21 protein-coding genes and 1 tRNA gene are annotated in these 23,119 nt (G+C 44.6%); 11 read left to right on the forward strand and 11 right to left on the reverse strand.

Annotation, left to right across the window (positions count from 1 at the left end):
• Positions 1-80 precede the first annotated feature (80 nt).
• Positions 81-479 carry an OsmC family protein gene (locus R8N28_RS16145; RefSeq protein WP_005374132.1) on the reverse strand — a complete coding sequence of 133 codons (399 nt, stop codon included), beginning with the start codon at positions 477-479 and terminating at the stop codon, positions 81-83.
• 202 nt (positions 480-681) lie between these two features.
• Between R8N28_RS16145 and msrB the strand changes: the two genes are divergently transcribed.
• Together msrB and R8N28_RS16155 are read left to right on the forward strand one after the other, a co-directional pair.
• Complete coding sequence (gene msrB / locus R8N28_RS16150; protein WP_005374134.1) at positions 682-1,824, forward strand: peptide-methionine (R)-S-oxide reductase MsrB; 1,143 nt, start codon at positions 682-684, stop codon at positions 1,822-1,824.
• Between the two features lie 33 nt (positions 1,825-1,857).
• Positions 1,858-2,004 (forward strand): DUF2256 domain-containing protein, encoded by a 147-nt coding sequence (locus R8N28_RS16155; RefSeq protein ID WP_005374142.1) that lies wholly within the window; start codon positions 1,858-1,860, stop codon positions 2,002-2,004.
• 61 nt (positions 2,005-2,065) lie between these two features.
• Here R8N28_RS16155 and R8N28_RS16160 read toward each other — a convergent pair whose 3' ends face one another.
• From R8N28_RS16160 to R8N28_RS16170, 3 genes are read right to left on the reverse strand one after another with little or no spacing between them, the layout of a single operon-like run.
• Positions 2,066-2,773, reverse strand: coding sequence for an SDR family oxidoreductase (locus R8N28_RS16160; protein ID WP_017819732.1), 708 nt, complete (start codon positions 2,771-2,773; stop codon positions 2,066-2,068).
• Entirely contained in the window at positions 2,773-4,317 is a 1,545-nt protein-coding gene (locus tag R8N28_RS16165) for a cryptochrome/photolyase family protein (protein ID WP_065275109.1), read from the reverse strand. Before R8N28_RS16165 ends, R8N28_RS16160 begins: the two co-directional genes overlap by 1 nt.
• Complete coding sequence (locus R8N28_RS16170; protein WP_064376704.1) at positions 4,317-5,669, reverse strand: DASH family cryptochrome; 1,353 nt, start codon at positions 5,667-5,669, stop codon at positions 4,317-4,319. Before R8N28_RS16170 ends, R8N28_RS16165 begins: the two co-directional genes overlap by 1 nt.
• A gap of 349 nt (positions 5,670-6,018) precedes the next feature.
• Between R8N28_RS16170 and R8N28_RS16175 the strand changes: the two genes are divergently transcribed.
• Positions 6,019-7,032 (forward strand): GGDEF domain-containing protein, encoded by a 1,014-nt coding sequence (locus R8N28_RS16175; RefSeq protein WP_047102820.1) that lies wholly within the window; start codon positions 6,019-6,021, stop codon positions 7,030-7,032.
• A 90-nt stretch (positions 7,033-7,122) separates the two neighbouring features.
• Here the strand turns inward: R8N28_RS16175 and R8N28_RS16180 are convergent, their stop codons facing one another.
• Complete coding sequence (locus R8N28_RS16180; protein WP_064354490.1) at positions 7,123-7,701, reverse strand: malate synthase; 579 nt, start codon at positions 7,699-7,701, stop codon at positions 7,123-7,125.
• A gap of 174 nt (positions 7,702-7,875) precedes the next feature.
• On the opposite strand from R8N28_RS16180, the gene R8N28_RS16185 reads away from it, so the two are divergent.
• Entirely contained in the window at positions 7,876-9,432 is a 1,557-nt protein-coding gene (locus R8N28_RS16185; RefSeq protein WP_082240177.1) for a DUF3612 domain-containing protein, read from the forward strand.
• A gap of 387 nt (positions 9,433-9,819) precedes the next feature.
• On the opposite strand, the gene R8N28_RS16190 is transcribed toward R8N28_RS16185, so the two are convergent.
• A complete protein-coding gene (locus R8N28_RS16190) occupies positions 9,820-11,175 on the reverse strand; it encodes a diguanylate cyclase (protein ID WP_054865439.1) in 1,356 nt (451 codons plus the stop codon).
• Positions 11,176-11,307: 132 nt separating this feature from the next.
• Between R8N28_RS16190 and R8N28_RS16195 the strand changes: the two genes are divergently transcribed.
• Together R8N28_RS16195 and R8N28_RS16200 are read left to right on the forward strand one after the other, a co-directional pair.
• The gene (locus tag R8N28_RS16195; RefSeq protein WP_065275108.1) at positions 11,308-11,913 is read left to right on the forward strand and encodes an alpha-ketoglutarate-dependent dioxygenase AlkB family protein; all 606 of its coding nucleotides are present in this window, start codon (positions 11,308-11,310) and stop codon (positions 11,911-11,913) included.
• A gap of 69 nt (positions 11,914-11,982) precedes the next feature.
• Positions 11,983-13,071 (forward strand): DUF3541 domain-containing protein, encoded by a 1,089-nt coding sequence (locus tag R8N28_RS16200; protein ID WP_005384167.1) that lies wholly within the window; start codon positions 11,983-11,985, stop codon positions 13,069-13,071.
• 54 nt (positions 13,072-13,125) lie between these two features.
• On the opposite strand, the gene R8N28_RS16205 is transcribed toward R8N28_RS16200, so the two are convergent.
• Positions 13,126-14,334, reverse strand: coding sequence for a NupC/NupG family nucleoside CNT transporter (locus R8N28_RS16205; protein ID WP_017635515.1), 1,209 nt, complete (start codon positions 14,332-14,334; stop codon positions 13,126-13,128).
• A 561-nt stretch (positions 14,335-14,895) separates the two neighbouring features.
• Here R8N28_RS16205 and R8N28_RS16210 point away from each other — a divergent pair.
• Both R8N28_RS16210 and R8N28_RS16215 read left to right on the forward strand, forming a co-directional pair.
• Positions 14,896-14,979, forward strand: a tRNA-Leu gene (locus tag R8N28_RS16210).
• Positions 14,980-15,011: 32 nt separating this feature from the next.
• Positions 15,012-15,623 carry a DUF2913 family protein gene (locus R8N28_RS16215; protein WP_017819727.1) on the forward strand — a complete coding sequence of 204 codons (612 nt, stop codon included), beginning with the start codon at positions 15,012-15,014 and terminating at the stop codon, positions 15,621-15,623.
• 78 nt (positions 15,624-15,701) lie between these two features.
• Here R8N28_RS16215 and R8N28_RS16220 read toward each other — a convergent pair whose 3' ends face one another.
• Positions 15,702-17,102, reverse strand: coding sequence for a tryptophanase (locus tag R8N28_RS16220; RefSeq protein WP_005384172.1), 1,401 nt, complete (start codon positions 17,100-17,102; stop codon positions 15,702-15,704).
• A gap of 298 nt (positions 17,103-17,400) precedes the next feature.
• Entirely contained in the window at positions 17,401-18,645 is a 1,245-nt protein-coding gene (locus tag R8N28_RS16225) for an NADH:ubiquinone reductase (Na(+)-transporting) subunit B (RefSeq protein ID WP_065275107.1), read from the reverse strand.
• A gap of 159 nt (positions 18,646-18,804) precedes the next feature.
• Here R8N28_RS16225 and R8N28_RS16230 point away from each other — a divergent pair, with 159 nt between their 5' ends.
• From R8N28_RS16230 to R8N28_RS16240, 3 genes are all read left to right on the forward strand, one after another.
• Positions 18,805-20,193: a cytochrome ubiquinol oxidase subunit I gene (locus R8N28_RS16230; RefSeq protein WP_017635517.1), complete on the forward strand. Its 1,389-nt coding sequence runs from the start codon at positions 18,805-18,807 to the stop codon at positions 20,191-20,193.
• A 10-nt stretch (positions 20,194-20,203) separates the two neighbouring features.
• Complete coding sequence (gene cydB / locus R8N28_RS16235; RefSeq protein ID WP_065275106.1) at positions 20,204-21,202, forward strand: cytochrome d ubiquinol oxidase subunit II; 999 nt, start codon at positions 20,204-20,206, stop codon at positions 21,200-21,202.
• 174 nt (positions 21,203-21,376) lie between these two features.
• Positions 21,377-21,769 (forward strand): hypothetical protein, encoded by a 393-nt coding sequence (locus tag R8N28_RS16240; RefSeq protein WP_054728604.1) that lies wholly within the window; start codon positions 21,377-21,379, stop codon positions 21,767-21,769.
• A 42-nt stretch (positions 21,770-21,811) separates the two neighbouring features.
• Here the strand turns inward: R8N28_RS16240 and R8N28_RS16245 are convergent, their stop codons facing one another.
• Together R8N28_RS16245 and R8N28_RS16250 are read right to left on the reverse strand one after the other, a co-directional pair.
• Positions 21,812-22,339 carry a hypothetical protein gene (locus R8N28_RS16245; RefSeq protein WP_231970768.1) on the reverse strand — a complete coding sequence of 176 codons (528 nt, stop codon included), beginning with the start codon at positions 22,337-22,339 and terminating at the stop codon, positions 21,812-21,814.
• Positions 22,284-22,979 (reverse strand): glycoside hydrolase family 19 protein, encoded by a 696-nt coding sequence (locus R8N28_RS16250; RefSeq protein ID WP_053307132.1) that lies wholly within the window; start codon positions 22,977-22,979, stop codon positions 22,284-22,286. The genes R8N28_RS16245 and R8N28_RS16250 overlap by 56 nt, the downstream gene beginning before the upstream one ends.
• Positions 22,980-23,119: the final 140 nt, after the last annotated feature.

Genomic DNA, 23,119 nt, shown 5'->3' on the forward strand with positions numbered 1-23,119 from the left:
TACGTGAACTGCGAAATAAAAAAAGAGAAAAGCCCGGACTTTTCTCTTTCCTGTTTTTATATTTTGTGGAGTCTGTCAACTTACACAATTTCCCAACTGTGGGTCATCTCAACACCTTCGCCTAGCATTAAGCAAACCGAGCAGTATTTTTCTAGCGAGTCAGCCGCCACTTTTGCTACGACTTCTGGGTCAAGCTCGTCACCTGACACTTCAAAGTGGATATTCACTTGCGTAAAGATACGCGGCGCGGTTTCACGACGCTCTGTGGTTAGCTTGGCATTAACTGACGAAACCTTTTGGCCTGCTGTTTTCAAACCATCAACAACATCGACAGAGCTACAGCCACCAGCAGCCATTAGTACCATTTCCATTGGGCTTGGTGCGGTTGCACCACCATTGCCATCCATCACTACGGAGTGGCCCGACTGAGATTGCCCAAGGAATTTAAAATCTTCTATCCATTTAACTTCAGCTTGCATGATTTACCTCATTTAGCATCGCTTATTCAAGGCATCGTTGCCCTTACTAGCGGTGTGTTTCTTGTCGATACTTTAGCTCTATCGCATAAAAGGGCAACGGAATTTTCAACATTACTGTAATTTTTTCGCTCGGTTACCTTTCTCTATACGTAACACTTTTTATTTAAGTAACACTTTCTACAAAAATAACGATGAGGTAGCTATGAAGAATATGTCTAAGTTATTGGCCGGTTTCTCCTTCGCACTTCCAGTCTTGTTTCTACTATTGAGTAAAACAGGTACCGCCGATACGATGGATAAGCTGAAGGCTTCAGAGAATACAAGAATCGCAACGCTAGCTGGCGGTTGTTTCTGGTGTACAGAATCGGATTTAGAGCAACTGCCCGGCGTAATCGATGTTGTATCAGGTTATTCAGGTGGTCATATTGAAAACCCGACTTACCGCCAAGTCTCTTCTGGTAAATCTGGTCATATTGAAGTGATTGAGGTGAAGTACGATCCTGCTGTCGTGAACTACGAGCAAGTGCTGGACTACTTCTTCCGTCATATCGACCCTACCGACGATAAAGGTTCATTTGTTGACCGTGGTCCTCAATACCGTCCAGCGATCTTCTACCATAATGCGGAGCAAAAGCAGATTGCTAAGCAGTTTATGATGGAAATCGACAAGGCGATGATCTATCCAAAACCGTTGAAAACAGAGCTGATCGAGTTTGAAAAGTTTTACCCTGCGGAGTCGTACCATCAGGATTACTACAAGAAGAGTAGCTTGAAGTACAAATACTACCGCTACGCATCAGGTCGCGATAAATATCTCGACGAAGTATTTGGTGAAGATCGAAAAGAAAGTCCTAAAACACTTCGACAGTTGATTGAAGAAAAAAAGCTGCTTTCGAAAGTGAAAGCGTACAGTAAACCTGCTCAGTCTGAAATCAAATCAAACTTAACAGAGCTACAGTATTACGTGACGCAAGAAGAAGGCACGGAGCGTCCGTTTGATAATGAATACTGGGACAACAAAGAAGCGGGAATTTATGTGGATATTGTGACCGGTGAACCGCTATTTTCTTCTACTGATAAATACAAATCTGGCACAGGTTGGCCAAGCTTTACTCGACCAATTAACCCGGGTTACATCGTGGAGAAAACCGATTATAAACTGCTCTACCCTAGAACGGAGATCCGCAGTAAGTTTGGTGATTCACACCTAGGTCATGTGTTTAAAGATGGTCCGAAGCCGACGGGATTACGCTATTGTATGAACTCTGCTGCGATGAAATTTGTACCTGTGAACAAGATGGCGAGTTTAGGCTACGGCGATTACCTGTACCTATTTGATAAGTAGTTTTAACCAAATTAGGAGTGAACATTCAGCGCGATGAAAGGTTTTAAATCCAACCTTCCCATGAAAGTCTGTCCGGTCTGTCAGCGCCCATTTTCTTGGAGAAAGAAGTGGGCGCGAAATTGGGAGGAAATCGTTTATTGTTCTGAGCGTTGCCGAAGAAATAAATCAACGAAAACGTAGGTCACTCCGACCCTCTCTGGAGTATGTTATTTCATTTGTATTAACGTTTGTACGCGTTCTCTTACCAAGGTAATAACGTCCCATCATAAGCCCAAAACGCCCCGCTATCTTGCGGGGTTGCTTTTTCTATCAAGCCTAATAAATCCTTAGCAACTCGCTCTGGCGTGAACAACTTTCCCTCTGGGACATTGGTTTGAAAAGGTGCCGACAAAGCGGTATCTGTGGTGCCAGGGTGAAGTGAAAGCACCGTGCCATGTTTGACCACTCTTTGCCATTCGATCGACATGGTTTTTAGGAACATGTTTAATGCGGCTTTCGATGCTCGATAGCTGTACCAACCACCTAACTGATTATCGCTAATGCTGCCAACTTTGGCCGAAATGGTCGCAAACTTGGGTGCAGTACTGCGCTTTAGCTTGGGCGTGAAGTATTTCGCCAACAGCAAACTTGGCAAAGTATTAACCGTGATGGTTTGCTGAAAGAAGTCTGCGTCGAGCGAGCTAAGATTCTTCTCAGGACCTTTCTCTTGGGTGTGCAACATACCAACACAGTTCACCAACCAATCGACGTGTTCAATCTGCTCACTGAACGCTTTTACCTGCTCGTCTTGCGATACATCCACTTGATGCCAAACGACATTTGGGTGTTGCCAATCTGGTTGCTGCTTACGATAAGTGGCATGCACGCGAGCTTGAGGAAACCGAGCTGCGGCTTCTCTCACCATCGCCAAACCAATTCCACCATTGCCACCGACGATGAGTATTTCCATCACAAGTTCTCCACGTTTTCTATGTAGTGCTCTGCGGTATCAAGAATCGCTTGGCGTTGTTGTTCTTCCATGTTGTCCCAAGAGCGGAAAATCATCCCGATTCGTGGATTGGCTGCGAGGCGCTTGTCGTGTTTGTTCATAAAGCGCCAATAAAGGCTGTTAAACGGACACGATCCTTCCCCACTCCTCGCCTTATTGTCGTAATGGCAACCCTTACAGTAGTCGCTCATTTTGTTGATGTAAGAACCACTCGCCGCGTAAGGTTTGGTGCCAACAATGCCGCCATCCGCAAACAATGCCATGCCACGAGTGTTCGGCATTTCGACCCATTCAATCGCATCAACATAGATACCGAGATACCACTCATCCACTTGGTCTGGATCTATCTCGGTTAGCAAACAAAAGTTACCTGTGACCATCAAACGTTGGATATGGTGTGCGTAGGCATAATCGAGGGATTGACCAATCGCATTGCGCATACAGGCCATTTTGGTTTCGCCATTCCAAAAGAAGTCTGGCAGCTTCCTTTCTGCGCCCAACTCGTTCTTTTTCGGGTAATGAGGCATGTTTGTCCAATAGACGCCTCGGATGTATTCTCGCCATCCTAAGATTTGGCGAATAAACCCTTCGACTTGAGAAATGTCGATGTCTGCGTTGGAATGAAATGCCTTGAGTGAAGCATCAATGACTTCTCTCGGGTGCAGCAATTTGCTGTTAAGCGAGAATGAAATTCGGCTGTGATACAAGCTCCACTTAGCATCGTGCTGGCCTGTCATGGCATCTTGAAAACGTCCGAATAACGGCAGACAAACTTGGCAGAAATGCGCGAGTAAAGACAGGCTTTGCGCGCGATTGATCGGCCACAACAAGTCTCCTTCGAGGTTTCCGATGGTTTTGATGTCATGTTCTGCCAACCGCTCAATAATGCCGTGGACGTCGGTACTGAACATCAAAGGTTGTGGAAGTTGTTCAATGTCTTTGGCTTTGAGCTTGTTACGATTATTGGCATCGTAATTCCATTTTCCGCCGACAGGCTTTCCGTCTTGCATCAAGATGTCGAAGCGCTTGCGCATACGGCGGTAAAAGTGCTCCATCATGATGTGTTTGCCTTGAGGAAACTGCGATTCTATTTCCTCAAACGGTAACAAAAAGTGTTCCGAATCGACACAACGCGTCACGACCCCATCAAGCTTTAATTTGGCTAACTGCTCTAGCAGACGGTATTCATCCGGGCGTTGATATTCAAACTTACTTGCACCAACTTCGCTCACGTAGTGTTGCAAGACTTGCTCAAGATCGTCGAAGGATTGTGTGTCATCCAGTGTGAGATGCAGAACTTGATGACCTTCACTCTGACGCTCTTTCGCAAACTGTTCCATTGCAGAAAAGAACGCACACACTTTCTGAATATGATGCGTGACGTAAGTATTCTCTTGCTTGAGCTCCGCAATCAGGTAAAGCACTTGCTCATCCGGTTGCTGAAACCAAGAGTGCTCACTGTTAAGTTGATCGCCCAAGATCAATCGTACGGTTTCAAATTGCATTACGGTTTCTCCGATGACGAAGCTTTGTCACTGCTGCCCATCACAATCGGCCAGTCGACCATGTCTACACTATTCAAATGCGCGCCAGGACAACGACCTTGCCACCTATCGATGAACTCCATGTGCGGATCGTACATTTCGGTTTGCTTTTCGAGGTTGAATTGTCGTGAACCACGCGGATCAGCACCAACGCCCGCTAGGTATTGCCAATTTCCCCAGTTTGATGCCACATCGTAATCGACCAGTTGTGACTCAAAGTACGCCGCGCCATAACGCCAATCGAGGCCAAGTTCATGCACCAAACAACTGGCGACTAACTGTCTGCCACGATTCGACATATAACCGGTTTCATTAAGTTGGTGCATACACGCATTGACGATAGGAAATGGCGTTTCACCTTTCTTCCATTGTTGGAAACGGTGCGCGTAAAAGCTGGTGAGTGGTGCTCGATTTTGGATGCCACCGAATCGGAAGAGCTGTCGCTTGTATCGACGGGCATACCAATAAAAGTATTCACGCCAAAGCAGTTCGAAGTAAATCCAGTAGGTTGAATCATTTGCGCCATTCTCCGCTTCATAACGTTTCAACATGGCATAAATAGTTTTCGGAGAAACGCACCCATGAGCTAGCCAAGGAGAGAACTTGGTGGAGTAATTCATGCCATCTAAACCATTGCGTGTTTGTTTGTATTCACTGGCTAGTGTGGAAGCAAAATACTGGCGACAATGTTCAAGCCCGCGGCTTTCTCCACCATGAAACGCAGCTTTTGTGTCAAAGTAATATGCAGTAACGGAAGGAAGATTCACACCTAAGGGAATTGGAGGTAACGAACGGACACTCTCGTGGGGCCGAGAGATGTCTGAACCTTCAACTTGCTTTCTAAACTGCGTGAAAGTGGTAGGCAGATTGCTCAAGTCAAATGGTAGTTGTTCTTCCCTTAACAGGGTCCGGATTGTTTGCTGTTTTGTTTTTACATGAGAAGCGCCTTCAGCTACGCGATCTAACGCTTGTTGCTCATCCGAACCGGGAAAGGCGTCAGCATATATATGTGTGACGCCGAAGCGATTAACAGCATACTTGATTGCTTGATCGGGCGTCAGTTCAACCGCCCATAATCGCTGACCAAGGTGATTCAAAGATTGATTGAGTTCACTAAGCGACAAGTCGAGAAACTGCAATTTCGCACGCCCGAAAGAGGCTTCCTGCGCAAAGTGATGCAAGTAAGGCGTCATTGAAGGGTAGCAATACAAGCAAATTAACTCGTCCATTTCTACACTGGCGCTTTTCAACAGTGGGTTGTCGTGCAATCGCAAGTCGTTCGTGAACCAATAAAGTCCTATTTTCTTTTTCAATTCGCACCCTCAGATGTTAATTCTTCGTCTACGAGTTCTTTTCACGGAGACCCTGACGTTAAGCCTTTTGATTTACTTGCTTTTATACGAAAACGAGAGTTTGACGATCATTAGGTTACTAACGTTCACACGGAATCCATTTGCTGGATATCTCAAAACACGCAATACCACCAAATTCCTGTACATGTTTCATACTGATATTTTATAAAATTTGAATCCAACGGTATTGATCACGATCTTAATCACTCATTTTCTATATAAACCATGCAAAAGTGATAAAAATTAAAGCGACATTAGTTAATATCCGTTAATCTAAGCCCAATCCCATTTTGCTAGTACCATCGCAGAAATGACCGACGAGTTTAAGAAATCAACCGCTAATTTAAAAAAAGCGGTCCCACTGATGATCAAAAACCATGTTGCTGCCACGCCAGCCAACTACGCGCTTTGGTATACCTACGTTGACAAGACCATTCCAGAACTCAACTTTGAGTTAGACATGGTGTTAGAAAACTACGGTATTTGCCCGCCAGCAACCAATAAACAGCTTTACAACAACTATGTGGCCAGCAAAGCAGAAACCAGCCTTGAAGATCTTAGAACCAATGTAGAAGTTCTGCTACACGAAGTATCCAGTTCAATGAGCGATACGATTTCAGATACTTCCTCCTTTTCCGAGATGGTAGACAAAAGCTTTAATAAACTGGAAAAAGTTGAGGACAATAGCCTAAGCATTGAAGAAGTGATGGTGGTGATTCGTCAACTTGTCGCAGAGTCACATGAAATTCGTCACTCAACAAAGTTTTTGAATAGCCAATTGACTAACGCGAGTGAAGAAATTTCTCGCCTCAAAAACCAACTGGCTGAAGTACAGCAAGATGCGTTGTTCGATGGTTTGTCAAACCTATACAACCGCCGAGCATTTGACAAAGATCTCTCTTCACTTATTGCATCAAATCAGGCAATGACCTTGATCATGCTTGATATCGATCATTTCAAATCATTTAACGACAATTACGGGCACCTTTTTGGCGATACAGTATTAAAAGCCATTGCCCGCCGGCTACAACAAAGCTGTCGAGATGGGATATGTGCGTACCGTTTTGGTGGTGAAGAATTCGCGTTAATTGTACCTAACAAATCTCTGCGAATTGCTCGCCAATATGCAGACACACTACGCCGGATGATAGAAAAACTGCGTATCAGAGATAAGCGCTCAGGCACACAAGTTCACAGCATTACAGCTTCTTTTGGGGTAGCAGAATTTGAGCCGGGTGATACGCCTGAAGCCTTAATCAATAAAGCCGATAAACAGCTTTATGAAGCAAAACAACTCGGTCGTAACCGCGTGATGCCAATTTAAATAAACTGGCTAAGCGAAAACGACTTTTATGATGAAAAAGAAAACCCCGCGCTGTAAAGTGCGGGGGTTTTGTATCCAATCATGAGTATCTTAATCGACGCTGTAACAGTAACTTAGAATGTAGTCGTCACCATTTTTTGCGGTATATTCTTTATCTTCACTGCATGCCATCGGCTTACCTTTTTTGTCGCCTTTGATTAGACTTATCCAATGGCGCATCGCGGTTGGTGCATTGCCAGTTAGTTCAGGATGAAACGTCGTGCGAGTTTCTAATTGAATATCGTCAATGTCCACTAATTCCACGCAACCAGTGCCTTTGTGACAGCCAAACAGCACTTCTACATGATTGCCCGAATCATCTTTAAACAAAATCGACTTTGGATCTTCCTTTCCACCAGTGTACGCCACAAAATGTTTCGGGCTTTTCAGGCCGCTGTGTGTACCGTCTTTGAAATAAGCCAAAACATGGCGGTAATCAATCACGTAACTTGATACATCTTGGTGCGACCCGTTCTCCAATGGGAACATGCGGTCAAGGAGTTGCTTCGCTTTTACTTGTTTCTCACTCTGCTGCTCAGCACTTACCGCTTCGACGGCAAATACGGCTTCAGCGATAAATGGGCGTTGTTGTTGTTGCATCTCTTTTTTATCGAAGTTCAGCATATTCATCGTCATATCCTCGCACTTAAAAACTCGTCCTAGAGTAAAAACTTAAATCCTTTATTTAAGTTTCAGGCAATTCTGTGAAGTGGATGGTTAATTTCCTTGCCTGCTCATTATGTAGACTAGCGAAATATTGACTACAATTTCACAACAAAAATTTTACAATGTGAATTTTACAAAATGTCTGTGTCAAAAAGCCTTATTCGTCAGTCTCATTTTCTTGGTACGAAAATTCGTAACCTAAGAAAAAACAACCATTTAACGATGGAAGATTTGTCTGCCCGTTGTGTAAGAATTAATCCAGAGTACGCTCCTTCGGTTTCTTACCTTTCGATGATTGAGCGCGGAAAACGCGTACCGAGTATCGATATGCTCGAAGTGATCGCGGAAGTTTTTCAAAAAGATCCGGCGTGGTTTTTAGATGATGAACCCGAATTAGAAGCCATCACACCCAACAAAGGAAATCGTGGCGGGATTAGTGGCATGGCGTTGGAGCCGAGCTTCCTGTTTTCCAATGATATTCTTCAAATCGCGATACCAGAAATGCTCTCCCAAACAGGTATCACGGGGCGTCAATTCGCCCACTTACTGATCCGCGCACACCAAGAAAACCATCAAAACCATTTTCCTGATTTAGAGCGCGCCGCCGAAGAGGTCGGCTTGAAGCGGCTGAATCTATCTGTAGAAGATCTCGTAGACATTGCAAAGAGTATGGGATTGGATATCCGCTGGGTAGATCGAGCGCCACAAGATGTGATTGATGAACTGGGCGTCAGCGCCAAACAGTTGATTACGTCTTTCATGGAGCCACCTGGGACTATTTATCTCAATAAACGAATGCGTGACTATCCAACCCGATTGAAGTATGACTTGGCGGTATATATCGGCCATCGAGTGCTCCATAGCAGCGATGCAATGAATAACGTTTTATCTATCGGGCATCAAAACAATTGGGAGCAAATGGACAGCCCTGTGTCGAACTCTGAACTCAATTCGCAAGATATCCTGCAAGCTTGGCGTGATTTTGAGTCCAGCTTTTTTGCTGGTGCCTTGCTTTGCCCCAAAGTACCATTTCGTCAGTTGCTTGACCGCTCCGGTTACGAAATTGATGTTCACAAAAAGGCCGGCGTTTCTCCTTCCGTTGCAATGCGTCGCATGACGGTGGTCTCGCCTTACCCTCATTGGCACTATTTTGATGCCTATGGCCCCGGCAAGTTAAAAGCAGTGTATCGAGGAAATGGTATTCCATTGCCTTGGGGCAACATGCGCAAAGTAAACGACCCTTGCCAGCACTGGGCGGTATTCCGACGCCTTTCCCAGCCTTTGGATACCAGTTCAGCGCAAATCTCGATCTTAAATGTTGGCGACGAGCCACGTATCTACTGCTGCGAATCGGTCAACGTATTTGACCCTGCGGGAAATAATCGCGTGCTATGTGCCGGTATTGATCTTAACCCTGCTATTTCTGCACAAGGTGGCGATGCCGTTTCCATAGCGGAAGAACTTAAGTCCCTTTGTGTCGCTTCCGGCGGAAGTGGTGTTATTCCTCCCCACATCAAAAAAGACTTAACGACTATCGCTAAGATATTAAACATCAACTGGATAGAGCGCGGGATTCAAACCCAAGCAAGGTTGATCTGCTCCAGAGGGGCGGTTTGTCCAAGACAACCTAGTTGTTACAGCAAGTGCGGAGAAGCTGATGAGACGGGCAGCGACGTGAATATCATCGGGCTTTAGAAAGAAAAAACGCCAATCACAATAAACGTGATTGGCGGTATATACTTGTGAACAATTTGTATTCACTAACAACGTCAGTTGGCTAGGTGACCCTCGGCTTAATAAGGGTCACTCTAAGTAAAGCACGATGCGTGCCAACTTTAAAAAAGCCGTTTTTTAGTAGATCCAGATGCATATCGTTGCTTTATTAACCATTAATTTCGCAAACTGCATTTGCAAAATGCAACATTATTCAAATATGCCACTGAATGCACTGCTAATAACGACTCTCTCAGCAAAGTGTCTGTGAACATATGAAGTCACATATTCTTGCACCTCAATGATGATGAGATTTCGGGCTCCCAACTTTACCATTCCTCTAACCCCTTATTGAAACTGGGTTCAGGCTCATCCGCCATGCTTTTGTTGATACATTCTCTCATCGGCTATTTTCATCATTTGCTCAGGAGATGACATTTTCGGGTCAAATATCGCGTACCCAATACTGGCTTTCAAATAGATAAGCGTTTCATCGTAAATGACGGGCGTCGAGCATAGCGCTAATCGAAGTTTTTGTAGAAGGGACTGAACATTTTCTTCCGTTCCTGGGTGATGAACTACAACTAAGAACTCATCACCGCCCATTCTGGCCACGATGTCTGATTTACGCAGAGAGCTTTTTACCCTTTCAGCCGTAGCGATTAAAACTTTGTCACCTGCGTCGTGACCATAGGTGTCGTTAATGTGTTTAAACCTATCTAGGTCAATATTAATTAAGGCGAAGCTATAACGCTTTTTATAACGTTTCGCTATTTCGAACTGCTGCTTGTAAAACTTCATAAAATAGCGACGGTTTGGTAAATTCGTGAGTTCATCGTGTAAAGCTCTGTCATCTGCAATGGTATACAGTCGATAAATGGCGAACAGCGCGAGGCTAAGTGCGAATATAATGGGATAGCCGATTACTCTAGCTAAATGCAACTGATGCCAAGAGATTTGGCGATCAGCTTTGCCTCCAGAGAAAACCACCATACTCCACCCACCATAAGGAAAATGAACCATCTCTTTTGCATATGCCATGCTATTTACACTTTGCGCGCCAAAGAAAGCATCACCAAATGAGCCACCGCTATCGTAACCACGGATCATTAAAGGGTAACGATACGAGAAATCAATTACGCCGGTTTCTCTCATCAGAGCATCGAAATCAATCACCGCACTGATCACTCCCCAGTAGTCCTGATTCATTGGAGGATCAAGAAAAACAGGCACACGCACGATCAAACCTCGGCCACCTTGAATCAAAGTCACTGGCCCTGCGATGAAAATTTCTTGTACATCCTTGGCTTTTTGCACCTGTACCCACTGCTGTGGCACTGCGCGGTAATCAAGGCCGATTAGGCGCTCATTACCTTGGCGTGGAAATACATGACTAATTACATCATTTTTCGCGATACCGATGATTGTAATATGTTTACTTTTATTTAGGATTCGGTGAGCGGCGATACTCAATTCTTCTTCTTGGTTTTTAGGAAGTAACGTAATGAGTGTCGCTAAAGTACTGGCTTTGTAGATATCCGCCATAAGTACCGCTTCCAAATTGGAACGGAGAATGGAAAGTTGTTCTTTGGCCTCAACTTGAACTCGCTCTTTGTGAAGCTCTTGCTGGTTTCGATTTAACAGCTCGATAACCCCAATACACAAAGCGAAAAAGGTGAGGAAGAACAATGCAAAATAGCATCGTTTTCTGGGTAAATAACGCATTTTCTCCCCACAACTCGTATACAACTACGAGATTTTTTATTTATTGTTAAAATTCTTATTATCACAAGAATAACCAATCATAATCAGAAAGGTAACAGTGATTGACAACTTTTATGTTTTAGGTGTGAGATGATGCATCAACAAGGCGATTTATTTGGCGGCGATCTATGGCAAGAAGTAGAAAGAGGAAAACTTTATTATGATCCTCAATTTCTTAACCATCTTGAGGCGGATAATTACTTTGACCAACTTCGAAAGACACTGCCATGGCACCAAGAACACATTACTATGTTCGGCAAGTCAGTACTTCAACCTCGCTTACAAGCGTGGCACGGTGATGCAGCATATACTTACTCAGGCTTAACCATGCAGCCTCACCCTTGGACTCCTGAGTTAACTCAGCTCAAAGTGCGTTGTGAATCAGTTGCTGATGTCACTTTTAATTCTGTTCTCGCTAACTTATATCGACACGGCCAAGACTCAATGGGCTGGCACCAAGATAATGAACCAGAGTTAGGTAGAAACCCTGTTATCGCATCTTTGAACTTAGGTGAAACACGTCGATTTTTGCTTAGAAATTTACATTGTAAAACTGAGATTGAATATGAGCTTTCTCACGGCTCCTTACTGATTATGGCTGGCGAGCTACAGCATCACTGGAAGCACTGCGTACCAAAAACCGCGAAAACCAAAGGTGAACGTATCAACCTGACTTTTAGGCAAATTTTTAACTATTGACTCAGCTTTTACATTCTCAATTAATATTGATGGTAGGTTTAGGTTCAGGACTTCATAGGGAATGGATTTATGCGTATTAAACCTCTTAGCTTAGCGGTCTTACTCTCTTGCTCACTTACCTTTGCAGCTCAGGCATCACAGGAAGAGGTACCGCTTCTCGATAATACTCAATCAGCGCAGTTGATTCGTAGTACCTACGAACAGGAACTGTTCACTTTCCCGGCGTTTAAAGAGGGCCATTTTGGCTTACGCATGTACCGCCAAACATTAGATGAGAAATATCACGCTGCCATTTGGACCGACATGGCACAAGTAGCCAGCCGGTTAAACCAATTTGCTAATGAAGTTGTTGAACCAGAAGACATCATTCTCTATTCATCTCAAAGGCTGACCACGTATCAAGAGAAAGAAACCGAACGAGGGCAGCGACGCTATACCGTGACTAAACACCATCCTGAGTACCTTTATCTTGGTGTGGATTTGCTTGGCGCAATGGCAAGAGCAAACGAATATGGCCTAAAGCATAAACAAGACAAAACGCTGAGAAAAATTATTAGGCGCTACGATTTCTCGCGTTACGTTACGGACAAAGAGATGATAGAAGCATGGGCAGCTCAGCTTGCAAACCAAGTCTACTGGCTTCGTCAGTTAGGAGAGCAAGATGTGGTCGAGGAATTCACTCAAACCTTCCGTGACACCTACCCCGACGATAAAGATAAGATGCTTTCAGCTCAGCAGTATTGGAACAAACTCTATGGGATGACGCACATCATCTTTGCCGATTCACAGTATTATCAGGAGCGAGTAAGCGAGAAGAAACACCAATGGATTTATGATTACTTTCGCAACAATATCGACACTATCCTACTGCGCGCCAAAGAAGACGTGATTGCGGAAGTCGGCATTTCGTTTTTGTTAGCAGGCTTGGACCATGATCCGGTCGTAAAGAAAACCCGCCAAGCCATTCGTCACGCAATCAACGCAGAAAAAGGGATGATTCCGTCGGTCGACGGTAACTTTGATCTCAAGTACGGCGAACACCGTAACGTGCTAGCCATCATGCTGCTCGATTGGAAAGGGGTACATAAAGCGCCAACTTATCAAGAGCACCCAGAGGCTTTTAAATCGATACCTTACGGCTTAATGCCCAAGCCTTAGAAATAACAAAACCCGCCATTTAGGCGGGTTTTTAGTGTGTATCTTCAATCTAAATTAGAGAGAGATAAAAATGCCCGCTAAGCAAGCACTCATCAGGTTAGCGAGTGTACCAGCAGCAACCGCTTTTAGGCCTAGACTTGCAACATCTTTGCGGCGCTCAGGTGCCATCACGCCGATAGAGCCCAACTGAATCGCAATTGAGCCAATGTTCGCAAAACCACACAACGCAAAAGTGATAATAATTTGAGTATGCTCAGACAGTGTCGCTTTGTGCTGCACAAAATCGATAAACGCAACAAACTCATTCATCACCACTTTCTGACCAATGTATGAACCCGCAGCTAGAATTTCGTGGCTTGGCACACCAATCAACCACGCTAGAGGTGCAAACAAATAACCAAAAATCGCTTGTAGCGTTACGCCAGAGAAACCAAGTATCTCACCCAAGTTTTCTAGCCCCGTGTTCACCATCGCGATAACACTCACGAAAGCGATAAGCATGGTACCAACAGCAACGGCAACTTTCATACCGCCCATGGCACCGCTTGCTAGCGCATCAATTACGTTGCTTTCTTCTGATTTATCTAGCTCAATATTGTTGTAATCGCTTGGCGTTTGACGCTCAGGAACGATGATTTTTGCCATCATCAAACTACCTGGTGCTGCCATAAAGCTTGCCGCGATCAAGTATTTGAGGTCGACCCCTAAACCAGCATAACCACCAAGCACACTGCCCGCCACTGAAGCCATACCACCAGCCATCACGGCAAACAGTTCAGAGCGAGTCATGTTAGAAAGAAATGGACGAATAAGAAGTGGTGACTCGCCTTGAGATAAGAAAATGTTCCCTGTTGCAACCAAAGACTCTGCTTTACTCGTACCCAAGAACTTCTGGATAGCGCCGCCAATAAATTGAATCACTTTTTGCATAATGCCCAAATAGTAAAGGGCGGAGATAAGAGCACTGAAGAAGATGATGATAGGAAGGACACGGATAGCGAAGATAAAGCCAGAAGAAGCGAGGTCACCAAAGAGGAATTTAATCCCTTCATCAGCAAAGCTGAGTAGCCCCGCGACACCATTACTTAAACTCGCCAGCGCCGCTTGACCCAACGGGAAATAGAGCACCAAAGCAGCAAACCCCATTTGTAGCATCAAGGCGCGAGATACAGTTTTCCAATTAATGGAAGAACGACCCTCAGAAAGTAGGAAAGCACAACCTAGCAGTGCAACAATACCAAATAGACTAAATAGAACACTCATGAGCTGGACCTACTAAACGTTGAAAAAGAAAAAAGAGCCAAAGGAATTGGCAGAAGAAAGGGACAACGCAGCGAGTGATAACTCACTTTTAGATCCAGAATGTAGACAGAACGAATAGTTCGACATCTTATTTTTACCTTATACAAGCAATTGAACGTAGCTGGTCCGGTCCGTGGGGTCATTCACTGCTGGCGAGCATGTTGCTTGGCCTGCTCCATGTGACGGCTTGTATGGGTAAGGGTCCTGAACAACTAAACCCTAATTCCCGCTTAAACGGGACGCAAGTATAGCCAACAAAAAGAGATATTCATCACATTTATTTACGCAAACGTTCAAGCGTTCAAAATTTAGGCAAAAGTACTCTTTTGTCGTCATACTATTAATAAAAGTAAGGGCATAAGGATAGGCGTTGATGGTAAAAAACATAAAAGTGACCAATAAATATGCAATCAAACTCGAAAGAGCCAAAATTCGTCATTTTGCTCTCGCCAACAGGTGGATTTTGGTTATACAATTCGCGTTGCTTCTTTCGAGGCCTCTGAGTATTCAGAGCATCATGATGCCGAGATGGTGAAATTGGTAGACACGCTAGCATGAGGTGCTAGTGCCTTTGGTGTGAGGGTTCGAGTCCCTCTCTCGGCACCATTATCCTTCTTCCCTAATTTTGTTCGAGTGTAATGCAAAGTTCTAAGCAGGCAAGACAGTCTACAGATGCTAATCAACTTCTGAGTGAGCTTGCGGTTCACGCTTTATTACACCTGCACTTTAAAATTCACGCGTCCTCGCATGGCCTCTCCCTTAAAGAACGTAATGACTTACTTCAGAAATGGCTGAAACCAAAACTGAAGAGTAATCGCTATAAGCTGATTAAAAAGCCGTTAAAGTCTTTGACTCAGCAGGCAAAAGGTGAGAACGGAAATCTGGAAGTATTACTCGAGCGCTGCGTCGGTGCAGACAAACCCAGCAACCCTCAACCCGATCTAGATAGCTACTTGCTGCTGATCAACGAGATTGAGAAGAAACTGGGGACTACCGTGTTATTATCGCGACCGGAAGACGTCGACTTATCTCACGACCAACACGGCTGTTTGCTGTGTGTGCTTTCTGAGAACTTAAATCAGCACTTCGATGATAATAACGCCCTAATCGCTCCTATTTCGATGCTGTTCCGCGGACCAATGAGTCAACGCTCACTTTTCCTTGGCAGCATTTACGCCAGTGGTACCTTCAATTATGAAGTGCAGTATCAAGACGACCAGTTCGTTCGCATCACATTAGAGTTAGCGTAACTGTAACGCTAAGAAATAAACGAATCGAAAAAGGCCGTGAAACTCGCGGCCTTTTGCTTATCTAGATTTAAACTTGAGTTAATCGATCTCTTTAAATCGAGCAGTAAAGTGGCGCAGCACTGGTGGCTCGTACTCGAAAGTGAGCCCTTTTAACTCATGTGCACGATTTTTCAGTTCGATAATCGCATCCGCAATGTAATCCATATGATCGTTTGTGTAGACACGACGTGGAATGGTCAAACGCATCAACTCAAGCTCTGACGCTTTTTGTTTACCCGTTTCCGGATCTCGACCAAGCAGCAACGATCCTATCTCTACTGCTCGAATACCCGCTTCCAAGTACAAAGCATTACACAATACCTGCGCAGGAAACTGATCCGCTGGAATATGTGGCAAAATCTTAGCGGCATCCACAAACACCGCATGACCACCCGTTGGGTATTGAATCGGAATACCGCCTTCACGTAAGCGCTCACCTAAGTATTGAACTTGGCTAATTCTATAGTGAAGAAAATCCTCATCCGCGGCTTCATACAAACCGCGAGCGAGCGCTTCCATATCACGCCCAGCCATGCCGCCGTATGTTACAAATCCTTCCATGGGTACGCAGCGCGTCTGCACCGCCTGGAACAACTCCTTATGATCACGAATACAACACATGCCACCAATGTTTACCATCGGGTCTTTCTTAGCTGACATGGTGAGCATATCACCGTACTGGTACATCTCACGGATGATTTCCAGAATCGATTTATTCTCGTAACCCGCTTCACGCTGCTTGATAAAGTAGGCGTTCTCACAGTAACGAGCCGAGTCAATCACCACTGGAATATCGTACTTGGTTGCAATCTCGTACACACTGCGCATGTTTTCCATCGACACAGGCTGACCACCGGAGCTATTACAAGTAATCGTGGTGATAATTGCACAGATGTTATGCGAACCGTGCGCTTCAATTGTTGCCACCAGCTTATCGATATCAAAATTGCCCTTCCAATCATAAGGCGTAGTGGTGTCGAATGCTTCTTCCGTTACCACGTTAATCGCTTTACCGCCATTGAGTTCAATGTGACCCGCTGTGGTATCAAAATGGTAGTTCGAGATAAATACTGGCGTTTCGCCACCACGCACCTGACGCATACGCTCAATCAAAGCGGGGAACAAAATTTGCTCGGCACCACGCCCTTGGTGTGCAGGCACGGTGAGCTTATAACCGAAGAAGTGCTCCACTGCATCACACAGGTTGTAGTAATTTCGACTCCCCGCATAGGATTCATCCCCCATCATGATGCCAGCCCACTGATTATCACTCATGGCACCAGTGCCTGAGTCAGTCAGCAAATCGATATAAACATCATCACTACGAAGAAGAAATGGATTATAGCCCGCTTCTTTTAACGCGACTTCACGGTCTGCCAAAGTCGTCATTTTGATTGGCTCAACCATTTTGATACGGAAAGGTTCTGGAATACGTTTCATTGTTAATTTCCTTATACGCATTGCCCTACGCAGTTTCACGTAAGACTAAAAAACAAATAGATAGAATGCTTTTCAATGCGATTGCATTGAGGAAATCAACGAGAAGAGATTTTACTAAGGAGAGACAAGCAGTAGTCTAGGTTATACCAGAACGACAGCACCAAACGGCTATCGAGAATATCCTTTATTCTCATCGTCTTCGTCCTCCTGATAAAAATAAAAAGTCAGAAACCCCATGTCTCTGACCTTTTCAATATAGTGCAGTTTTCAATCAATTTTCAGTGAGGTCACCCTCATTTTAAGAAGGTCTCGCCCTTTTCATTCTGCGTTTGATATTACTTTCTTTGACTAGGTAATCGAAAAGTGGCGCGAATAAGTTAGCAAATAGAATCGCTAACATAATGCCTTCTGGATAAGCCGGGTTCAGCACTCGGATAAAAATCGTCATCACGCCGATTAATAGTCCGTATGCCCATTTCCCGTTATTGGTAAAAGCTGCCGAGACAGGGTCTGTCGCCATGAAGAAGGTACCAAACGCAAGCCCACCAATCACGAAGTGCCAGTAGAACGGCATGGAGAACATGGGGTTAGAGTCTGAACCGATCGCATTCAATAGTAATGAAGCTCCGATTAAACCGACCAACACGCCCGCAACAATTCTCCACGATGCAATCTTCATAAAGATGAGAACCAAGCCTGTTAGTGCGATCAACAACGTGGAGACTTCACCCATCGAGCCTGGTAAATTACCAACAAAAGCATCTCCCCATGAAATTGGCTCTCCCGTCATATTATTTATCAAAGCACTTTGCCCTCCTTCATACCATTGGCTAAGTGGAGTAGCGCCAGAGTAACCATCAGCCGCGACCCACACGGCACCACCGGACATGTTGGCAGGATAGGCAAAGTATAAGAACGCGCGCCCTGCTAAAGCTGGATTTAGGAAGTTTCGTCCAGTACCACCGAAAATCTCCTTCGCCACAACAATACCGAAAGTGATACCTAAAGCCGCTTGCCATAGTGGAATTGTCGGAGGAAGGATCAGCGCAAAGAGTATAGAGCTGACAAAAAAGCCTTCATTTACCTCATGCTTTCGCACAATAGCAAACAGAACTTCCCAGAAACCACCAACGATAAACACCGTCGCATAAACCGGGAGAAAGTAAGTAGCACCAAGCCACATTTTACTTCCCCACCCCGCTTGTGAAACCGCATCTAACGAGCCCCATACCCAACTCAGTTGCCATGAAGAAACAAGCGCTTGCTGAGCTGAGGCTTGATCCATTCCATACAACAAGGCATCACTCGCTTGCTGGCCTATGTTGTACATACCCCAGAACATGGCAGGGAAGACCGCCAACCACACCATGATCATAATACGTTTTAAATCGATGCTATCTCGAACGTGAGTCATGCCCTGGTTTACCTTACCAGGCGTGTAAAAAATGGTTTCGACAGCTTCGAAAAGTGGGTAGAACTTGTGATACTTCCCACCTGGACCAAACTTAGGTGTCGCTTTCTCAAAGTAATGTTTAAGGCTCATAACGCTCCTCCTTTATCTAAAAGATGGTACGCACATGTGTAAAAAGCGATCGTTTTTTAATCTCTTCGTCTTCCTTCTTCGTATTTCACCTTGTTCGCCACTCTTCTGTCTCCTCTTTAAATCCGGCGAACAGTTTATCCAACGAAAAAGGGACCGCTCATGGACACACTCGCCATTGACCTAGCTAGATTCCAATTTGCCTTTACTGTCTCTTTCCACATTATTTTTCCAGCGTTTACGATTGGTTTGGCAAGTTATCTCGCTGTATTAGAGGGCTTGTACTTAAAAACGGGCAACAAACAGTACATGCAAATCTATAAGTACTGGCTCAAAATCTTTGCCATCAGTTTTGGTATGGGTGTGGTGAGTGGCATCGTGTTGAGCTATCAATTCGGTACTAACTGGAGCGTGTTTGCCGACAAAACAGGCCCAATCCTAGGCCCGCTAATGGGTTATGAAGTTTTTACTGCGTTTTTCCTCGAAGCTGGGTTTTTAGGCGTGATGCTTTTCGGTATGGATAAGGTGGGTAAGAAGCTTCACTTCGCCGCGACTTGTATTGTTGCATTCGGGACGTTTTTGTCTGCGTTTTGGATACTTTCGGTTAATAGTTGGATGCAAACACCAGCGGGCTATAGTATCAACGAAGCCGGACAGTTTATCCCAGAAGACTGGTGGGCGATTGTCTTCAACCCTTCCTTCCCTTACCGGCTCGTTCATATGTTGCTCGCCGCTTACCTTACTACTGCCTTTGTTGTAGCCGGCGTTGCCGCTTATCACTTGCTAAAAGCAAACCATAACCCTCTAGCCAGAATTATGTTCTCGATGGCAATGTGGATGGCTGCCATCGTGACACCAATTCAAATCGTTGCTGGAGACATGCATGGATTAAACACCCTTGAACATCAACCCGCCAAAGTTGCCGCGATGGAAGGGCACTATGAGTCTCACCAAGGCGCGCCATTGATCCTCTTCGGTATCCCTAACGATGAAGAAAAACGCATGGAATACGCACTGGAAATCCCCAAACTCGGTAGTTTGATTTTAACTCATGACCTCAACGGTGAAGTGAAGGGATTAGATGCTTTTCCAGAGGAGGAACACCCTCCTGTCTCTATCGTTTTCTGGTCTTTCCGAGTAATGGTCGCGCTTGGTTTTGGCATGCTTGTTATTGGTTTGTGGAGCCTTTGGCTAAGAAAACGTCGCAAACTTTTTGATTCGAGGGCACTTCAACGTATTTGTGTGCTGTTTGCCCCAGCGGGGTTCATTGCAGTTTTAGCAGGCTGGATAACTACCGAAGTCGGTCGACAGCCTTACACCGTATACGGTCTTTTAACCACAGCCAATTCGGCATCGCCTATTGATGCCGCCGCGGTGAGCGTCTCCCTGACGGCGTTCATCGTGGTTTACTTTGTGGTTTTTGGAGCTGGCTTCTTCTATCTCCTACGTTTGATGCGCAAGTCTCCAACTCGATATGAAGAAGGTCTAGATAGCCGACTTCCTGATGGCACGAAAACCGATGCCATCACACATTCTAACCATCTAACCTAGGAGCTTACTCATGGATTACGCATTAATTTGGTACGCTTTGATTGGGCTCGCTGTTCTGATTTATGTCGTGTTAGATGGCTTTGATCTCGGTATTGGTATCCTATTCCTCAGCGCTAATGATGATGAAGAGCGCGACATGATGATGAACAGCATCGCTCCTGTTTGGGATGGGAATGAAACTTGGCTAGTTCTTGGCGGAGGTGGGCTTTTTGCCGTGTTCCCCCTCGCCTACGCGGTCATTATGCCAGCACTCTATGCTCCCCTGATTTTAATGCTGCTCGGGTTAATTCTGCGCGGGGTTTCTTTTGAGTATCGCTTCCGAACACAACGCGGAAAGTTTTTATGGGATAGCGCTTTTTTCATTGGTTCACTCACCGCGGCATTGATGCAAGGCATTATGCTCGGAACCCTGCTCCAAGGTATAGAGGTTAGTGAACGAGCATACGCAGGTGGATGGTTTGATTGGCTTTCACCATTTAGCGTATTTTGTGGCCTGGCGCTTGTTTGTGCTTATATTCTGCTCGGTTCATGCTGGTTATTAATCAAGCTTCCAGAAGAGCTGATGGGGCGCTATTACGTGGTCGCGCGACGATGGGGACTAGCGATGGTAGCCTGTATATTCATCGCCAGTTTGTGGCTGCCATTGAGCCAAAATATCGTCTTTGAACGTTGGTTCTCATTACCAAACTCGCTACTGTTTTTCATTTTACCAATTATTGCTGCGGCACTTATTTGGCAGCTATTCAAAGCCTTACTCGATCACAAAGCCGTCCGAGCCTACGTTCTTGCGATCGGCCTGTTTCTTTTGTCCGCGATGGGTTTCGGTGTCAGTACATTCCCTTACTTGGTCCCATTCGCACTCACTTATCAAGACGTCGCCGCGCCAGATAAGAGTTTGGCATTTTTACTTGCCGGTGCGGTGGTATTACTTCCTCTGATCATAGCCTACACGGCTTATTCGTACTGGGTTTTCCGCGGCAAGATTAAACGTGGAGAAGGATATCACTGATGAAACTAAAACCCATTTTGTGGTTCATTGGCATTTGGCTGGTAAGCGTGGTCGCCTTGTTTATCATCAGTTCGTTGATACGAACTGCGATATTGTAGGCCCAGAGTCTACTGCACCACATCTGAAGCCATTGAGGTCTATACTCAAGCAAGAGTAAAACAACGGAGTGTTTTTATGACCTTAAAGCGGTTTCTGGTAACTTTGATTCCTTTGACGGTTCCACTGTTTTCACCAAATGCTTTGGCCGTAGACAAGCAGATGTCATCCGCCATGAAAAGTAAAATGCGGTCTATTTGCTCCGCAACAAACGAGCAGGGCCGTTGGCAACTTGCTGAGGCAACTCCTGACGCCAGACGCTCACTCAACATGGTGCTTTATCAAATGAATGCCGATGATAAATTGAAAGCAATTCATGAGGTGAGAACCAAAATGGTCGGCGGCACCCATTATGCGTTTGAGTTCGAGTTGCAAGATGGTCAGGTCTGGAATGCAATTGTATTGCACAGTGCCCGAGGCGATTACATGATAGAAAGACACGCCAAGAAAGGGGAACTCTGCCCTAAATAGCAATAGACACTACAACTTTACGACACAATAAAGTCGACTGATTCAGTCGCCTTTATTGTTGGTATGTTTAGGTATCGCTTCAAAAGCTTGGGAAAAGTAATAGCTTTCAACCTGAGGCCTAACTAAATCACAAGCTAACCCAAGGTCATCATTTTTTGTGAAAGGTAAATGTTCTGACACTAATTCCTGGGAATCTTTGTCCACGGTCTGGAAAGATTCAACAATTCTAAGTGGCCAGTAAGCTTTATTCTCAGTAACAAGAAAAAAGTAATATTGGAGCTGCTCTCCATGAGTCACGGCATTGTTAATTTCACTTCTAATTTTAACCACTTCGATTTTGCTACCAACACAAGTGAAGTCATATGCATCAGTAATTTCCGCTTCCTTCGCGCCCGGAGTATATACCATATAATCCGATTCAAACTTATTATCAGTCAGCAAATAACCATCGTCGACACTAGTTAACTGAAAGGAAAATGCAGGGTAATGTACTATCAAACAAGCTCCAAAAGCCCTACTTAAAAATTTCTTTGAAAATGCCTTTTTTATACAGTTCGGTAAATATCTCATGTCGTTGTCCATATGAATCTGTATTTTTATTAATAACCCTAGTAATACTATCAGTCACCGTTCTAGATGCTCCCTTATCGGCTTTTAAATATAGCTTATTCTTCAGCCAAAAAATCATAGCAGTCCTGATGGCATATTTAGGTTGAGCAACTAACTGAGGCGAAGAAGAGAAACTCGTATTTTCGTTCCAAATATTTGCGTGTATGCTTTCTGTCGCTAAATAGTTTCCTTTCCCTGTTAACTGTATCATTCCTCTACCGCGATATTTCCATCCATCTCCGGTAGTTGCATCACCATTGCCTATTTTCATGGCATAGGCATTATTTGCTATCGCTTCTTGGTTTGCTTTTTGATTGATGGCATTTTTTCTCCCGTGCTTTTCAGCTAACGCCGGCCTATTCCGATAGACTCTGAAAGTGCTTTTCAATCCTTGAACTGAATAATTCAGGTTTTCCTCCATTCTCATTCCAGGACCAACCTCTTTTGCTAATTGAGCGACAAAGTGTGACAGTCTCAGTTCACTGTCTAACTTACATTCAGAGATCTTCATAGAAAGTTCTTTGCTTATAATCACTAAATAGTCTTCTGAAACTTTAGTTTCATTCTTCCATACTTTTCTAAGGTGCTGTTTTGTAATCATAGTCCCTCCATCTGATGAAGATTAAAACTGAAAGAACAAAAAATCACCTATAAAATTTGAAGTTGACATTGTATTAGGACATTTTAAAACCATTTCTTACATACTAATTACATTATTGTGCGGCAAATAACATACCAGTC

This window comes from Vibrio sp. Vb1554 (assembly GCF_033344235.1).

Bases quoted from the DNA above. Each gene is read 5' to 3' on its own strand.
- R8N28_RS16145 (WP_005374132.1), bottom strand. From the start codon at position 479: ATGCAAGCTGAAGTTAAATGGATAGAAGATTTTAAATTCCTTGGGCAA.
- msrB (WP_005374134.1), top strand. From the start codon at position 682: ATGAAGAATATGTCTAAGTTATTGGCCGGTTTCTCCTTCGCACTTCCA.
- R8N28_RS16155 (WP_005374142.1), top strand. From the start codon at position 1,858: ATGAAAGGTTTTAAATCCAACCTTCCCATGAAAGTCTGTCCGGTCTGT.
- R8N28_RS16160 (WP_017819732.1), bottom strand. From the start codon at position 2,773: ATGGAAATACTCATCGTCGGTGGCAATGGTGGAATTGGTTTGGCGATG.
- R8N28_RS16165 (WP_065275109.1), bottom strand. From the start codon at position 4,317: ATGCAATTTGAAACCGTACGATTGATCTTGGGCGATCAACTTAACAGT.
- R8N28_RS16175 (WP_047102820.1), top strand. From the start codon at position 6,019: ATGACCGACGAGTTTAAGAAATCAACCGCTAATTTAAAAAAAGCGGTC.
- R8N28_RS16180 (WP_064354490.1), bottom strand. From the start codon at position 7,701: ATGAATATGCTGAACTTCGATAAAAAAGAGATGCAACAACAACAACGC.
- R8N28_RS16185 (WP_082240177.1), top strand. From the start codon at position 7,876: ATGTCTGTGTCAAAAAGCCTTATTCGTCAGTCTCATTTTCTTGGTACG.
- R8N28_RS16190 (WP_054865439.1), bottom strand. From the start codon at position 11,175: ATGCGTTATTTACCCAGAAAACGATGCTATTTTGCATTGTTCTTCCTC.
- R8N28_RS16195 (WP_065275108.1), top strand. From the start codon at position 11,308: ATGCATCAACAAGGCGATTTATTTGGCGGCGATCTATGGCAAGAAGTA.
- R8N28_RS16200 (WP_005384167.1), top strand. From the start codon at position 11,983: ATGCGTATTAAACCTCTTAGCTTAGCGGTCTTACTCTCTTGCTCACTT.
- R8N28_RS16205 (WP_017635515.1), bottom strand. From the start codon at position 14,334: ATGAGTGTTCTATTTAGTCTATTTGGTATTGTTGCACTGCTAGGTTGT.
- R8N28_RS16215 (WP_017819727.1), top strand. From the start codon at position 15,012: ATGCAAAGTTCTAAGCAGGCAAGACAGTCTACAGATGCTAATCAACTT.
- R8N28_RS16220 (WP_005384172.1), bottom strand. From the start codon at position 17,102: ATGAAACGTATTCCAGAACCTTTCCGTATCAAAATGGTTGAGCCAATC.
- R8N28_RS16225 (WP_065275107.1), bottom strand. From the start codon at position 18,645: ATGAGCCTTAAACATTACTTTGAGAAAGCGACACCTAAGTTTGGTCCA.
- R8N28_RS16230 (WP_017635517.1), top strand. From the start codon at position 18,805: ATGGACACACTCGCCATTGACCTAGCTAGATTCCAATTTGCCTTTACT.
- cydB (WP_065275106.1), top strand. From the start codon at position 20,204: ATGGATTACGCATTAATTTGGTACGCTTTGATTGGGCTCGCTGTTCTG.
- R8N28_RS16240 (WP_054728604.1), top strand. From the start codon at position 21,377: ATGACCTTAAAGCGGTTTCTGGTAACTTTGATTCCTTTGACGGTTCCA.
- R8N28_RS16245 (WP_231970768.1), bottom strand. From the start codon at position 22,339: ATGAGATATTTACCGAACTGTATAAAAAAGGCATTTTCAAAGAAATTT.
- R8N28_RS16250 (WP_053307132.1), bottom strand. From the start codon at position 22,979: ATGATTACAAAACAGCACCTTAGAAAAGTATGGAAGAATGAAACTAAA.